Source organism: Serinicoccus chungangensis (assembly GCF_006337125.1).
GTDB lineage: Bacteria > Actinomycetota > Actinomycetes > Actinomycetales > Dermatophilaceae > Ornithinicoccus > Ornithinicoccus chungangensis.
Genome location: NZ_CP040887.1, coordinates 404,291 through 418,095 on the forward strand (window position 1 = coordinate 404,291; position 13,805 = coordinate 418,095).

The 13,805-nt window shown below is 74.8% G+C and carries 13 protein-coding genes; 10 read left to right on the forward strand and 3 right to left on the reverse strand.

Going from position 1 to position 13,805, the window contains the following annotated elements; translation table 11 throughout:
* The first annotated feature begins 81 nt into the window (after positions 1–81).
* The gene (gene nth / locus FHD63_RS01845) at positions 82–738 is read left to right on the forward strand and encodes an endonuclease III (protein ID WP_139722923.1); all 657 of its coding nucleotides are present in this window, start codon (positions 82–84) and stop codon (positions 736–738) included.
* Entirely contained in the window at positions 735–1,409 is a 675-nt protein-coding gene (locus FHD63_RS01850; RefSeq protein ID WP_139719650.1) for an NUDIX hydrolase, read from the forward strand. Before nth ends, FHD63_RS01850 begins: the two co-directional genes overlap by 4 nt.
* 122 nt (positions 1,410–1,531) lie before the next feature.
* On the opposite strand, the gene FHD63_RS01855 is transcribed toward FHD63_RS01850, so the two are convergent.
* Positions 1,532–1,996, reverse strand: coding sequence for a phage holin family protein (locus tag FHD63_RS01855; RefSeq protein WP_139719651.1), 465 nt, complete (start codon positions 1,994–1,996; stop codon positions 1,532–1,534).
* Positions 1,997–2,341: 345 nt separating this feature from the next.
* On the opposite strand from FHD63_RS01855, the gene FHD63_RS01860 reads away from it, so the two are divergent.
* The 7 genes from FHD63_RS01860 (at position 2,342) to FHD63_RS16840 (ending at position 7,678) form a co-directional block, all read left to right on the forward strand.
* A complete protein-coding gene (locus FHD63_RS01860) occupies positions 2,342–3,205 on the forward strand; it encodes a Fic family protein (protein WP_139719653.1) in 864 nt (287 codons plus the stop codon).
* A 468-nt stretch (positions 3,206–3,673) separates the two neighbouring features.
* A complete protein-coding gene (locus FHD63_RS01865) occupies positions 3,674–4,714 on the forward strand; it encodes a TadA family conjugal transfer-associated ATPase (RefSeq protein WP_139719655.1) in 1,041 nt (346 codons plus the stop codon).
* Positions 4,711–5,454, forward strand: a complete 744-nt coding sequence (locus FHD63_RS01870; RefSeq protein ID WP_158296681.1) for a type II secretion system F family protein — start codon at positions 4,711–4,713, stop codon at positions 5,452–5,454. The genes FHD63_RS01865 and FHD63_RS01870 overlap by 4 nt, the downstream gene beginning before the upstream one ends.
* A gap of 31 nt (positions 5,455–5,485) precedes the next feature.
* Positions 5,486–6,046: a type II secretion system F family protein gene (locus tag FHD63_RS01875; protein WP_139719658.1), complete on the forward strand. Its 561-nt coding sequence runs from the start codon at positions 5,486–5,488 to the stop codon at positions 6,044–6,046.
* A 77-nt stretch (positions 6,047–6,123) separates the two neighbouring features.
* The gene (locus FHD63_RS01880; protein WP_139719660.1) at positions 6,124–6,333 is read left to right on the forward strand and encodes a DUF4244 domain-containing protein; all 210 of its coding nucleotides are present in this window, start codon (positions 6,124–6,126) and stop codon (positions 6,331–6,333) included.
* 32 nt (positions 6,334–6,365) lie between these two features.
* Complete coding sequence (locus FHD63_RS01885; RefSeq protein WP_139719662.1) at positions 6,366–6,695, forward strand: TadE family type IV pilus minor pilin; 330 nt, start codon at positions 6,366–6,368, stop codon at positions 6,693–6,695.
* A complete protein-coding gene (locus FHD63_RS16840) occupies positions 6,692–7,678 on the forward strand; it encodes an Rv3654c family TadE-like protein (protein ID WP_139719664.1) in 987 nt (328 codons plus the stop codon). Before FHD63_RS01885 ends, FHD63_RS16840 begins: the two co-directional genes overlap by 4 nt.
* Before the next feature lie 749 nt (positions 7,679–8,427).
* On the opposite strand, the gene FHD63_RS01895 is transcribed toward FHD63_RS16840, so the two are convergent.
* Both FHD63_RS01895 and FHD63_RS01900 read right to left on the reverse strand, forming a co-directional pair.
* Entirely contained in the window at positions 8,428–8,895 is a 468-nt protein-coding gene (locus FHD63_RS01895) for a LapA family protein (RefSeq protein WP_139719666.1), read from the reverse strand.
* Positions 8,896–8,997: 102 nt separating this feature from the next.
* Positions 8,998–11,316: a DEAD/DEAH box helicase gene (locus tag FHD63_RS01900; RefSeq protein ID WP_139719668.1), complete on the reverse strand. Its 2,319-nt coding sequence runs from the start codon at positions 11,314–11,316 to the stop codon at positions 8,998–9,000.
* A 165-nt stretch (positions 11,317–11,481) separates the two neighbouring features.
* Between FHD63_RS01900 and FHD63_RS01905 the strand changes: the two genes are divergently transcribed.
* On the forward strand, positions 11,482–13,797 hold the full coding sequence (locus tag FHD63_RS01905) for a sodium-translocating pyrophosphatase (protein ID WP_139719669.1): 2,316 nt from the start codon (positions 11,482–11,484) through the stop codon (positions 13,795–13,797).
* The last annotated feature ends 8 nt before the right edge of the window (positions 13,798–13,805 follow it).

Below are 13,805 nucleotides of genomic sequence, written 5' to 3' on the forward strand. Positions count from 1 at the left end.
GTCGACAGCCACCCGTCCGGACCCGACCCGCAGACCCCGACGGGGGAGACCTCGCTGGCGCTGACCCGTCGTGCGCGGCGGATGTCCCGCGTGCTGCACGAGCACTACCCCGACGCCCGCTGCGAGCTCGACTTCGCGGACGCCTACCAGCTCCTCGTGGCCACGGTCCTCTCGGCGCAGACCACCGACGTCCGGGTCAACGGGGTGACGCCGACGCTGTTCGCGCGCTACCCGGACGCCCGCGCCCTGGCCGCCGCCGAGCGGGCCGACGTCGAGGCCATCATCCAGCCCACGGGGTTCTTCCGGGCCAAGACCGAGTCCCTCCTGAAGCTGGGGGCCGCTCTCGTCGAGAGGTTCGGCGGCCAGGTGCCCGGTCGGCTCTCCGATCTGGTGACGCTGCCGGGCGTGGGTCGCAAGACCGCCAACGTCGTCCTCGGCAACGCCTTCGACGTGCCCGGCATCACCGTCGACACCCACCTCGGGCGGCTGGCGCGCCGCTTCGGGTGGACCGACGAGACCGATCCGGTGGCGGTCGAGCACGCCGTCGGCGCGCTGTTCCCCCGGCGGGAGTGGACCCAGCTCTCGCACGTCCTGATCTTCCACGGTCGGCGCACCTGCCACGCCCGCAAGCCCGCCTGCGGCGCCTGCCCGGTGGCCCGCCTGTGCCCGTCCTACGGCGAGGGCGAGACCGACCCGGCGGCCGCCGCCCGCCTGGTGCGCCCGGGTCCACGCGCGTGAGCGCGGTGCCGGCCGACGGCTGGCCCCCACCGCCGTGGCTCAGCGACCTGGTGGCGGCGCTGCCCGGGCTGCCGGGCGAGCGGTTCAGCCGGTTCCTGCCCCCGCCGGACGGCGGCCGCCGACGATCGGCTGTGCTGGTCCTCTTCGCGCCGGGCGTCGAGGACCCGGGCGACCCCGACGCGACGACCGTGGTCATCACCGAGCGGGCGCACACGATGCGTTCGCACGCGGGTCAGCCCGCCTTCCCCGGCGGCGGGACCGAGGACGGGGACGCGGACGCCGTCGCGACCGCGCTCCGGGAGGCCGCCGAGGAGGTGGGCCTGGACGCCTCGGGCGTGGAGGTCCTGGGGGAGCTGCCGACCCTGCACATCCCTGTCTCGGGCTACGACGTCACCCCGGTGCTGGCGTGGTGGCGTCGGCCGGAGCCGACGTCGCTGTGGGCCAGGGACGTGCGCGAGGTGGCCCGGGTGCTGCAGCCGCAGGTCCGTGAGCTGACCGACCCGGGCCGGCGGTTCCGGGTCCACCACCCGAGCGGCTTCGTCGGGCCGGCCTGGGACGTCGAGGGGCTGCTGGTCTGGGGATTCACGGCAGGGCTCCTGGACCGCATCCTCGACCTCGCCGGCATCGCCCCGGAGTGGGGCGGCGCGCCGACCCGTGAGCTCGAGCTGTGAGCTGCCGGTCGGCGACGTGCCGGGCCCGTGGGACCGGCACCTGAGGAGGCCGGACCGCGGCGAGCGCGTCAGCGGCGCACGCTCCCCGCAGACGCGTCAGCGGTGCGCTTCCCTCATCCGCGTCAGGGGCGTGCGCTCTCCAGGGCCGGCGCGCGCTGCTCACCCTTGGCCGCGGCCTTGACGGTGTCCACCGTCTCCTTGCCCTCACGGATCGTCCGCTCCGGCTTCCCGTTGACCTGGGTGACCTGGCCCTTGCCGATGAGGGCGAGGATGCCCGCGACGACGAAGAGCACCGCGGCCACGATGAGCAGCCCGGCCCACCAGCTCAACCAGATGGCGAGGACGCCGGCGAGACCCAGGAAGAGCAGGCCCAGGCCGTAGAGGCCGAACAGCGCGGCCCCGACGAACATGCCTGCACCCTTGCCCGCGTGGGTGACGTCCTGCTTGATCTCGGCCTTGGCGAGCTCGATCTCGCCCCGCATGATCTGCGAGACATCCAGGGACACGTCGGACACGAGCTGCCCGAGTGAACGCTTGTCGGCGGGTGCGGCCGGCGCGGTGGTGTCGGCTTTGGCGGGAGTTGACATGCGGCCGATCGTATCCCGACAGCTACGCGGGCGCAGGATCGGCGGACCGCCGCGCTCGCCCGGGCGTCGTGCCGGTGTCCGGACAGCACGGTGCCCGCCCGGCACCCCCTGTTCAGTGCCGAGCGGGCACACGTGTCGACAACCGGTCCCGTGACAGCCGGCAGAGCCGCACCCTCCGAGGAGGGGGCTCCTGGGTCGATACGTCCAGTGTGCCAGTGGCCCGCGGGTGCTCCGAGCCACATTTGGCAAAGTTTTGTTAAAGACTTCCCAGTAGTCATCTGCGCAGGTCGGACGCCCTCCCCCCAGGGGGTGAGGCGTAGGTCGGGGGCGTCCTACAGTGGCCGGATGAGCTCTGCGCAGGACGCCCTGGAGGCACTCGCCGGGCTGCCCGGGGTGCAGGAGGGGATGGACCGCGCGCGGGAGGCGTGCACCGCCCTGCGCTGGCACGAGGGACTCCGTCGCCGCACCCCCGAGGCGGCGGCCGAGTCGCGGGTCCGTGGGGCGACGGCCTCGGCGTTGCTCGAGGGGGCCGAGCCGGCCGGGTCCGAGGGCAGCGTGGCCGTCGTGCGGGACCTCCTGCGTGGGGCGCTCCCTGACGGCGACCCCGGCGACCCGGTATGGCGGACCGTCCGCGCCGCCGCCCGCGTCACCGCCCGGACGGAGGGCGTCACCCTGGCCGAGCTGGGGGCACCGGCCCAGCTGCTGGCCGGTCTGCACACCGCCTCGGCGGCGGGTCTGGTCGCGGAGCACGAGGTGGGGCGGCCCCGGGCCACGGGAGAGGCGGCAGAGGGGGTGGCCGTCCTGGGGCCGGCCCCGGACGCCCGGGAGGCGACGGCCCGGCTGCAGGCGGTGCACGGTCTGCTGCAGGAGGTCCCTGGCGGTCGTCTCCCGGCCCTGCTCGTCGCCGCGGTCGCGCACGCGGAGATCGTCGTGGCGCGGCCCTTCGTCGTCGGCAACGGCCTGGTGGCCAGGGCGCTGGAGCGCGTCGTGCTGCGGGTGTCGGGAGTGGACCCGACCGGCGTGGCGGTGCCGGAGCACGGGCACGCCGACCGTGCCGGCACCGACTACCGCGGTGCGCTCGCCGCATACGCCTCGGGTGACCCGGACGGCGTACGGCTGTGGCTGGAGCACTGCGCGCAGGCGGTGGTGCGCGGAGCTGCGGAGGGCGGCCGGGTCGCCGACGCCGTCCGAGCGGGCCGTCTGGGCTGAGCGAGCCGCCGGTGGCGGCACGGGCCTCCCGGGGAGGCCGGACACGCAAACGGAGGGGGCGCGGGCGGTGCGGTACGCCCGCTCCCACGGGGCCTCCCGAGGTGGCGATCGACCGCGCTCCGGCGGGCCCTGGGCGGCTTGCATCGGCCCTCGTCGGTCGTGCATACTTGACGAACAGCGCTCCTCGAAAGAGTTGTAGCGCGGGTGTTCAGGATCATCCCCCCCTGATCCTGGGCACCGACGGCCCCGGCTCCCCCCGCCGGGGCCGTCCCCTTTCCCGGACCTCCACCCGCGGGTGCCCGCCGCCGTGGCCCGGACTCCGCCGCCCTGGCCCGTCGTCGCCCGGACTCCGCCCGACGGCCGATCTCGGCAGCAGGGCCGTCCACATCGTCGGTGCCCGCCGGCTCCCGTCCACAGATCTGCGGCGACATCTGGCGCGGGGGTGCTCGCACGGGCGACGGTCGGGGCATGACCACGACGACGCGTCCGCCGGAGCCGGACCTCATGGCCGCCCTGGGGCCGATCGGCCCGCTCCTGGAGGACCCGCACGTCACCGATGTGCTGGTCAACGGTGAGGCAGGCGTCTGGGTCGACCGTGGCCGGGGGACCGAGCGCGTCGCGCCGCGCTTCACGGACGAGCGCAGCGTGCGACGGCTCGCCGTCCGGCTGGCGGCCCTGGCCGGGCAGCGGCTGGACGAGTCCAGCCCGTGGGTGGACGGGCTGCTGCCAGGTGGGCTGCGACTGCACGCGCTGCTGCCGCCCCTGGTGGGCGGTGGGGCCCACCTGAGCCTCCGGGTGCCGCGCACCGAGGTGCCGACCCTGGAAGACCTGGCCGGGTGGGGCGCGCTGGACACGACAGCGGCCCAGGTCCTGGACGCGGTGGTGCGCTCCGAGGTGTCCTTCCTCGTCAGCGGTGGCACCGGCACGGGCAAGACCACCTTGCTCGGCGCCCTGCTGTCCCGCTGTGCGCCGACCCAGCGCATCGTCGTGGTCGAGGACGTCCGGGAGCTGCGGATCGCCCATCCCCACGTCGTCCACCTCCAGGGCCGGTCGGCCAACATCGAGGGCCGCGGCGAGGTGACGATGACGACGCTGGTCCGCCAGTCGTTGCGCATGCGGCCCGACCGGGTCGTCGTGGGGGAGGTCCGGGGCGCAGAGGTGCGCGAGCTGCTGACCGCGCTCAACACGGGGCACGAGGGTGGGTGCGGCACCGTGCACGCCAACACCGCTCGCGACGTCGTGGCCCGCTTCACCGCGCTCGGTGCGCTCGCCGACATGTCCGCCGACGCCGTCCGGGCGCAGCTCGTCAGTGCCATCGAGGTCGTCCTGCACCTGGACCGGGATGCGGCCGGACGCCGTCGGCTCCGGGAGGTGGCGGTGCTGCGGCCCCACGGCGAGGGCCTGGAGTGCGTCACCGCTCTGGGCGGGGGGCCCGGCGCGTGGCGTCCCGGGCCTGCGCGAGCGCAGCTGGCCAGGCGTCTCAACCTGCCTCCGGAGGCGCTGTCGTGACGGTCCTGCCATGGCCACCGGGCGTGCAGCTGGTCGTCCTCGCCGCGCTGGCGGCGACCGCCGTGCTGGTGGGACTCCCCGCAGGACGGTCAGGCCGTTCCCGCAGGGACGTGCCGACGACCGGGCCCCGCGACGTCCAGCTCCTGCTCCGACGTCTGCGGGCGCGTCGACGGCACCGCGCCGGGGTCGAGGCCGACGCCGAGGAGCTCGAGGTGGTGGACACCGTCGCCGCATCGCTGGAGGGCGGGCTCCCGGTGAGCCGGGCCGTCGGCCTGGCGCTGGAGCGCGCCCGTCCCACGCCACGGGAGGGTGGCCCGGAGTGGGCCGTCGTGGCCCGTGCCGCACGCGAGGGGGAGCCGCTGGGACCGGCGTGGGACCGGGTGGCCCGCCGGGCCGGCACCCCCACCCTCGGGGCGGTGGCCCGGTCCTGGCAGGTCGCCTCGCGGTCGGGCGCACCGCTGGCCGAGGCCCTGCGGGTCAGCGCCCACACCGCACGGGAGCGCCGGCGTCTGGAGAACGCCGTGGACACGGCCAGCGCCGGCGCCCGGGCGACCGCGACCGTGCTGAGCTGCCTGCCCCTGGCCGGTGTCGCCCTGGCCTCGGTCCTCGGCGTGCCGCCCACCGTGCTCTACGCCACCCCCGCGGCCTGGGCCTGTCTGGCGTCGGGGGCCACCTTGCTGCTGCTCGGTCAGGTGCTGGTGCGCCGCCTGGTCGCGGACGTCCGCAGGGGCGCCCGGTGACTCCCCGTGTCGACAGGCCGTGGTGGTCCACATGAGCGTGGGCGACTGGACGCTGGTGTCGCTCGCCGCGGCCGCCGCGGCGGTCCCGCTGCTGTGGTGGTCGGGCGCCGCCCCGGGCTGGACGCCTCGTCCGACCCGTCGCCGGGTCACCGGCCACGGTGCGACGCCGGCCGGGGTCCCGGAGGCGTTGGACCTCCTCGCTCTCGCGCTGCAGGGGGGCAGCTCCCTGGGGTCGGCGGCGCGTCACGTCGCCGCGGTCCTGCCGACGCCCCTGCGGGAGGAGCTGGACGGGGTAGGCCGGGACCTGCTGCTGGGCCTGGATACCGGCCCGAGCTGGGCGGCCGCCGGGCCGCGCTGGCGGGCAGCCCGGTTGAGCATGGAGATCGCCGCGCTCGCGGGGGTGTCGCCGGGGCCGGCGTTGCGCCAGGCCGCGGCCGACCTGCGGCGCCAGGCCGTCGCGGGGGTGGAGGTGGCGACCGCCCGGCTGGGGGTGCGCCTGGTCATCCCCCTGGGGCTGGCGTTCCTGCCCGGTTTCGTGCTCAGCACCGTCGTCCCGCTCGTCCTCGCCCTCGTCCGGGACCTGTCCTGGTGAGGTTCAAGAACTGACCGCCTGTCGGTCTCTGACGTGCGCCTCGCCCTGAGGCGCACCCACCCACAAGGAGGGGAAACATGAAGAAGAAGAACACCACCATCACTCCCGCTGCCGCCGTCCGCCAGCTGCGCGCGCGCAAGGACGCGGGGATGACCACGGCGGAGTATGCCGTCGGCACCATCGCCGCCTGCGCCTTCGCCGCGGTGCTCCTGGCGATCCTGCAGTCCGGGGCCGTCCAGGGGGTCGTCACCTCGGTGATCACGACCGCGCTCTCGGTGTCGTTGTGACACGTCGCGGGCGCCGCGGCGGCGACGGGGGGATGGTGAGCGCCGAGCTGGCCCTGACGATCCCCTCGGTCCTCCTGGTGCTCGCGATCTGCCTGACCGCGCTGAGCCTCGGGGTGGATCAGGTCCGGTGCGAGGACGCGGCGCGCGTGGCAGCGCGCGCCGCGTCCCGCGGGGAGGTGACCGGCACGGTCCGACAGGCCGCCCTCCGGCTCGCGCCGCAGGGCGCCACGGTCCGGGTCGAGGAGGACGCCGCCGGGGTGCAGGTGGTCGTCGAGGCCCGGCCCCGGGCCCGGCTGCTGCCTGGCCTGCCCGGTGCGGCAGCGACCGCGCGGGCCGCCTGGGAGCCCGGAGTCGGCCCATGAGCCGGTGGCCGTCGCTGCCGGGGGAGGGGCGCCGCGTGAGCCGGTCGTCCTCCGGTCACGGCCAGGATCAGGCCCAACCGCCCCGCGGCCCGGCGGAGGCGCCACTGCCCCGCGGCCCGGCCGAGGCGCCACGACATCGCGGACCGGGTGAGGCACGACGAGACCGCACCGGGGGTGCGGCATCGCGACCCAGCCACCTGCCTGAGGCATCACGACACCGTGCTCCGGATGAGGCATCACGACACCGTGGCCCACCTGAGGCATCACGGCCCCGCAGCTGGGGTGCGGCGCCACGACATCGCGGACCGGGTGAGGCACGACGAGACCGCACCGGGGGTGCGGCATCGCGACCCAGCCACCTGCCTGAGGCTTCACGACACCGTGCTCCGGATGAGGCATCACGACACCGTGGCCCACCTGAGGCATCACGACACCGTGGCCCACCTGAGGCATCACGACACCGTGGCCCACCTGAGGCATCACGGCCCCGCAGCTGGGGTGCGGCACCGCGACACCACGGCACAGCCGAGGCAGGGCGATCCTGCGGCCGGCGCGGTCCCACGGCGGGGGTGTGCCGAGAGGGTGGATCGGCCGTGGTCCTGGCCATCGGCGTCGTCGCAGGCCTGAGCACCGTCCTGGTGCTGGCTCTGGGCCTTGTGGCCGTCCTCGTCGCCGGTCAGCAGGCGCGGACCGCCGCCGACCTGGCGGCGCTGGCCGCCGCCGGTCAGCTCGTGCAGGGCGTCGACCACGCCACCGCCTGCGACGAGGCCCGTGACCTCGCGCAGCAGCACGGGGTGACGGTCCGCGGCTGCACCGTCGGTCGGGGAGGGTCATCCCCCGTGCCCGAGATCACGCTCGAGGTCGAGCGCGCCGTGGCCGGCACGCGGTGGACGGTCGGCGTCACCGCGAGGGCCGGGGCGACGACGACGGATCCCGAGCTGACTCCCCAGCGGCGGGCTCCGGACCAGGGGCGAGGGGCGTGACGGTCGGCGCAGGCCACCCGACATCGTGCGCGTCCGTGGCCCCATCAGGGCCACGACCGCACACGATGCCGGCAGGGGTCCGAGGCTGTGCGCTTCCTTGGCCCCATGAGGGCCATAAGCGCACACGATGCCGGCAGGGGTCCGAGGCTGTGCGCTTCCTTGGCCCCATGAGGGCCATAAGCGCACACGATGCCAGCACGGGGCCGGAGACTGCGCGCGTCCGGCGCCCCCTGAGGGCCACCACCGTGCACGGTCAGGGCACGGTCTGGGCCCGGCGACGACGATGCCCTCGTTCCCCTGCGCTGGCAGAGCCGTCAGGCCTCTCGGTGTGCGGTGCCGGGTGGGTGCCCACCCCGGGAAGGGCCAGGGCGTGACGGTCGGCGCAGGCCATCCGACATCGTGCGCTTGCGTGGCCCCGTAAGGGCCACGACCTCACACACGAGGGCCCCATAGGGGCCGGAGACTGTGCGCGCTGATGGCCCCCTGAGGGCCACGACCGCACACGATGGCCGTGGAGGCCCGAGACTGTGCGCGTTTCATGGCCCGGTGAGGGCCATAAGCGCACGCGATGTCAGCAAGTGCGAGAGACTGTGCGCGTCCGTGGCCCCGTGAGGGCCACCACCGCGCACGGTCAGGGCACGGTATGGGTCCGGCGGCGACGATGCCCTCGTTCTCCTGCGCTGGCAGAGCCGTCACGCATCTCGGGTGTGCGGTGCCGGATGGGTGCCTGCCCGGCACCGGGCGTGGGCTCAGGCGCCGGGGCCGGTGGTGGGTCGGCCGGTCGAGGTACCGGTCCCCGGCCCCGTTCCCGTCCCGGGGCCGGACCCGCCGGGGGTCTGCCGCGGCAGGATGGGGGTGGACCGGTCGTCCCGGGTCGCGGGGCCGTCGGTGCCCTGCTGCCGTCCGTCGGTGCTGCCCAGGCGGGCGGCGTCCCGCTCGCGCTCGATGCGCCGGTCGGAGTCCTTGGCCTGGCGACGCAGCTCACGGACCTCGCGGGCCCGACGTGCCTTGGAGCGGGTCCCGACCGCCAGCAGCCAGAGCCCGCTCGTGGCGGCCGCCAGGGTGATGCCGCCCACGACGAAGAGCCAGATCGGGGTGATCTCCACGTTGAGGACGCCGTAGGAGATCTGGACGGGGTCCATGCCACGGGTGGCCAGCCACATGTAGACCATCACCGCCAGGGCGACGAGCAGCAGGACGACTCCGAAGACGACCATGGCGGATCCTTTCGTGGAGGGAGGGCCCCAGCAGGAGCCTGACGACGGGCCCGACCCGTCGGGCCCGAGACTAGCGCAGGCGGTCGGTGCCGGCGCTGCGGTTCAGCCGGTGGGGAGGACGACCTCGCGCTCGCTCAGCAGGTGGCTCAGCACGGCGACCGCGCCGGCCTTGTCCAGGGGCTCGTTGCCGTTGCCGCACTTGGGTGACTGGACGCACGCCGGGCAGCCGCGGGCGCACCGGCAGCTCTCCACGAGGTCCCGGGTCGCGGACAGCCACCGGACGGCCTCACGGAAGGCCCGGTTGCTGAACCCCGCCCCTCCCGGGTAGCCGTCGTAGACCATGACGGTCGGCAGCCCGGTGTCCGGGTGCAGCGCCGTGGACACGCCGCCGATGTCCCAACGGTCGCAGGTGGCGAGCAGAGGCAGCATGCCGATGGAGGCGTGCTCAGCCGCGTGCAGCGCCCCGGGGACGTCCTGCTCGGCCAGCCCGGCGAGCGCGAGCTCCTCCGGGGGCAGGGTCCACCAGACGGCCTGGGTGACGAGGGTCCGGGCGGGCAGGTCGAGCGGGTGCGTGCCGATGACGCTCCCGTCGGGCAGCACCCGCTGGAACGCCGTGACCTGCGTGGTCACCTCGACCCGCCCCGAGGCCATCGTGGCGGCGCCCCACCGCTGCTCGGTGTGACTGGCGCGGATGCGGAAGCTGCTCTCGCTGCGCGCCCTGGTCGTCCAGCCGGGGTCCCCGTGGACCACCAGCGCCACCGACCCGTCGAGGTCGAGCGCGGTGACGACGTAGGGCTCGCCCTGGTGCACGTAGACGGCGCCCTCGTGCACCGTCGTCAGGGCCCGGGCCTCGTCGACCGTGCCGAGGACCCGCCCGCTGCGGCTGTCGACGATCTGCACCGTCTGGCCGGCACCCCGCAGGGCCACGTGGTCGCTCGCCCGGTCCGGACGGGCCCAGTACCACCCGGTCGGCCGGGCCCGCAGCACGCCGCCCACGACGAGCTGCTCGGCCAGCCCGCGCAGCCCGGTGCCGAACCACCTCTCGTCCTGCTCGGTGAGCGGGAGCTCGGCGGCGGCCGCGGCGAGGTGCGGCCCGAGGACGTAGGGGTTCTCCGGGTCGAGCACGCAGGACTCGACCGGCGCCTCGAAGATCAGCTCGGGGTGGTCGAGGAGGTAGGTGTCGAGAGGGTCGTCCGCCGCCACCAGCACGGCCAGCGAGGGGGAGCCGCTGCGGCCGGCGCGCCCCACCTGCTGCCAGAAGGAGGCACGGGTGCCGGGCCAGCCGGCCATCACCACCGCGTCCAGCCCGGCGATGTCGATGCCGAGCTCCAGGGCGCTGGTGGCGGCCAGGCCCATGAGGGTGCGGTCGCGCAGCGCCGACTCCAAGGCACGCCGCTCCTCCGGCAGGTAGCCGCCGCGATAGGCCGCCACGGGCGCGGCGCCGCCGGGTCGTGCCGCGCACCCGTCCCGGGCCCGGGCGGCGACCTGCTCGACACCGGCCCGCGACCGGGCGAAGGCCACGGTCTGCACACCGGCGCCGACGAGGTCGGTGAGCAGGTCGGCGGCCTCCCCGACGGTGCTGCGCCGCCGCCCGTCCTCGAGCTCGTCCGGCTGCCAGAGAGCGACCACGGTCTCCCGGCGGGGGGAGGTGTCACCGGTCACCGCCACGACGTCCTGGCCCAGCAGGGCCCGCCCCAACGGCTCGGGCTCGGCCACGGTCGCCGAGGCCAGGACCACGGTGGGGGCTGCGCCATACCTCGCCGCGACCCGCAGCAGCCGCCGCAGCACGGCGGAGACGTGGGCCCCGAAGACCCCGCGGTAGATGTGGCACTCGTCGACGACGACGTAGCGCAGCGAGCGCAGGAAGGGTGCCCACCGCTCGTGCCCGGGCAGCAGGGTGTGGTGCAGCAGGTCGGGGTTGGTGAGGACGTAGTGGGCGTGCTCGCGGATCCACCGACGCTCCTCGCCCGGGGTGTCCCCGTCGAGGCGCGCCACCCGGACCTCCGGCACGGCGAGGCTCTGCAGCCGGGACTCCTGGTCGGCGCCCAGCGCCTTGGTGGGGGCGAGGTAGAGCGCCGTGGCGCCGCGGCCGGTCACGGACCCCGTGCCCTCGCTCAGCGCGGAGAGCACCGGGATGAGGTAGCCCAGCGACTTCCCGGACGCCGTCCCGGTCGACACGATGACGTGCTGCCCCGAACGGGCCAGCTCGGCCACCTGGGCCTGGTGCTCCCAGGGCGCGTCGATCCCCTGGCCGAGGAGCGCCGCCTTGACCGGCGCGGCGCACCAGGTGGGCCAGGGCGCGCTCCTGCCCTGGCGCGCCGGCACCGTCCGCACGTGGCGCAGCCGCCCGGACCGGCCGCCGGAGGCGAGGCGGTCGAGGGCGGTCTGCGGGTCGAAGGCCGGCGAGGTCGGGTCGTCCATCTCGCCACCACGCTACGCCGGTGCACCGACAGGGTGTGCGCACCGCACGGGCGAGGTGTTAGGTGCGCGGACCGGGGATCACTACAGTGGCCACGTCCGATGGATGTCCTGCGGTTCGCGCCGCGTCGTCGCCCGCAACGGTGCGGGCCCTCTGAGGAGGCACACATGTCCCCAGTCGCTGCCGCGAGCGAGGTCTCGCTCTCGGGTGCCGACACCTCGATCGTCATCGTGGTGCTGTGCATCGCCCTCGTCGCCCTCGTCATGGGCTTCATGTTCCGCCGGGAGGTGCTCGCCGCCTCCCCCGGCACCGAGGCGATGCAGGAAATCGGCGGAGCGGTCCAGGAGGGCGCCTCGGCCTACCTCGGCCGGCAGTTCCGGACCCTGGCGGTGTTCGCGGCGGTCGCCTTCGTGCTCCTCATGGTGCTGCCCGCCGACGACATGATGGTCCGGGTCGGCCGCTCGGTGGCCTTCGTCTTCGGCGCCGGGTTCTCCGCCGCCATCGGCTGGCTGGGCATGAACCTCGCCACCGCCGCCAACATGCGCGTCGCGGAGGCCGCGCGCACCACGGGCCGGGACGACGGCATGCGCATCGCCTTCCGCACCGGCGGCACCGTCGGCATGGCGACCGTCGGGCTGGGTCTGCTGGGGGCCGCGCTCGTCGTCCTCATCTACCAGGGTGACGCCGCCAAGGTGCTCGAGGGCTTCGGCTTCGGGGCCGCGCTGCTCGCGATGTTCATGCGGGTGGGCGGGGGCATCTTCACCAAGGCCGCCGACGTGGGCGCCGACCTGGTCGGCAAGGTCGAGGCCGGCATCCCCGAGGACGACCCCCGCAACGCCGCGACGATCGCGGACAACGTGGGCGACAACGTGGGTGACTGCGCCGGCATGGCGGCCGACCTCTTCGAGTCGTATGCCGTGACCCTGGTCGCGGCGCTCATCCTCGGGACCGCGGCGCTGGGGTCCGAGGGCGGCCTGGTCTTCCCGCTCGTCATCCCGGCCATCGGGGTGCTCACCGCCATCGTGGGCGTCTTCATCACCAAGGCCCGGCCCGGCGAGAGCGGCCTCGCCGCCATCAACCGCAGCTTCTACATCTCGGCCGCCATCGCGGCGGTCGCCTCGGTGGTCGCGGCCTTCGTCTTCCTGCCGACCGAGCTCTCGGTCACCGGTGGCTTCGACCTGGGGGCGGAGAGCACCGGCGCCACCCAGGTCAACGCCGCCATGGGGGCCGCCGCCTCCGTGGTCATCGGCATCGTGCTCGCCGCCTTCATCCTCTGGCTGACCGGCTACTTCACCGGCACGGAGTCCAAGCCCACCAACGACGTGGCGCGCACCTCCCTCACCGGCCCGGCCACGGTCATCCTCTCCGGCATCGGCGTGGGTCTGGAGTCCGCGGTCTACACCGCGGTGACGATCGCCGCGGCGATCTTCGCGATCTTCACCCTCGGCGGCGGCTCGCTCATCGTCTCCCTCTTCTTCGTCGCCCTCGCCGGCTGCGGGCTGCTCACCACGGTGGGCGTCATCGTGGCGATGGACACCTTCGGCCCGGTGAGCGACAACGCGCAGGGCATCGCCGAGATGTCGGGGGACGTGGACGGCGAGGCCGCCCAGATCCTCACCGAGCTGGACGCCGTCGGCAACACGACCAAAGCGATCACCAAGGGCATCGCCATCGCGACGGCCGTGCTCGCCGCCACCGCGCTCTTCGGGTCCTACCTCGACGCGATCCTGCAGGCGCTGGAGACGGCCGGCGGCGCCAGCGGCGACGTGCTGCAGTCGTTCCTGATCTTCGACCCGCGCGCCCTGGTCGGCGTGCTCATCGGCGGCGCCGTCGTCTTCCTCTTCTCCGGGCTCGCCATCAACGCGGTGACCCGCGCCGCCGGCGCGATCGTCTTCGAGGTGCGCCGGCAGTTCCGCGAGAAGCCCGGGATCATGGACTACACCGAGAAGCCGGAGTACGCCCGGGTCGTCGACATCTGCACCCGCGACTCGCTGCGCGAGCTCGCCACCCCCGGCCTGCTCGCGGTCTTCGCCCCGATCGCCGTCGGGTTCGGCCTCGGCGTCGGCGCGCTCGCCGGCTACCTCGCCGGGGCCATCGGCACCGGCGTGCTCATGGCGGTCTTCCTGGCCAACGCCGGGGGCGCGTGGGACAACGCTAAGAAGATCGTTGAGGACGGCAAGTTCGGCGGCAAGGGCACCCCGGCCCACGAGGCCACGGTCATCGGCGACACCGTCGGCGACCCGTTCAAGGACACCGCCGGCCCGGCGATCAACCCGCTCATCAAGGTGATGAACCTCGTCGCCCTGCTCATCGCCCCGGCGATCATCGGCCTCACCTACGGCGAGGGCGCCAACGACGTCCTCCGGTGGGCCATCGCCGCGGCAGCCTTCGCCGTCATCGTCGCCGCGGTCGTCGTGTCCAAGCGACGCGACATCGCCATCGGCGAGAGCGACGACGTGCCGGCCACGGCGGTCGAGCGCTGAGCCTGCCG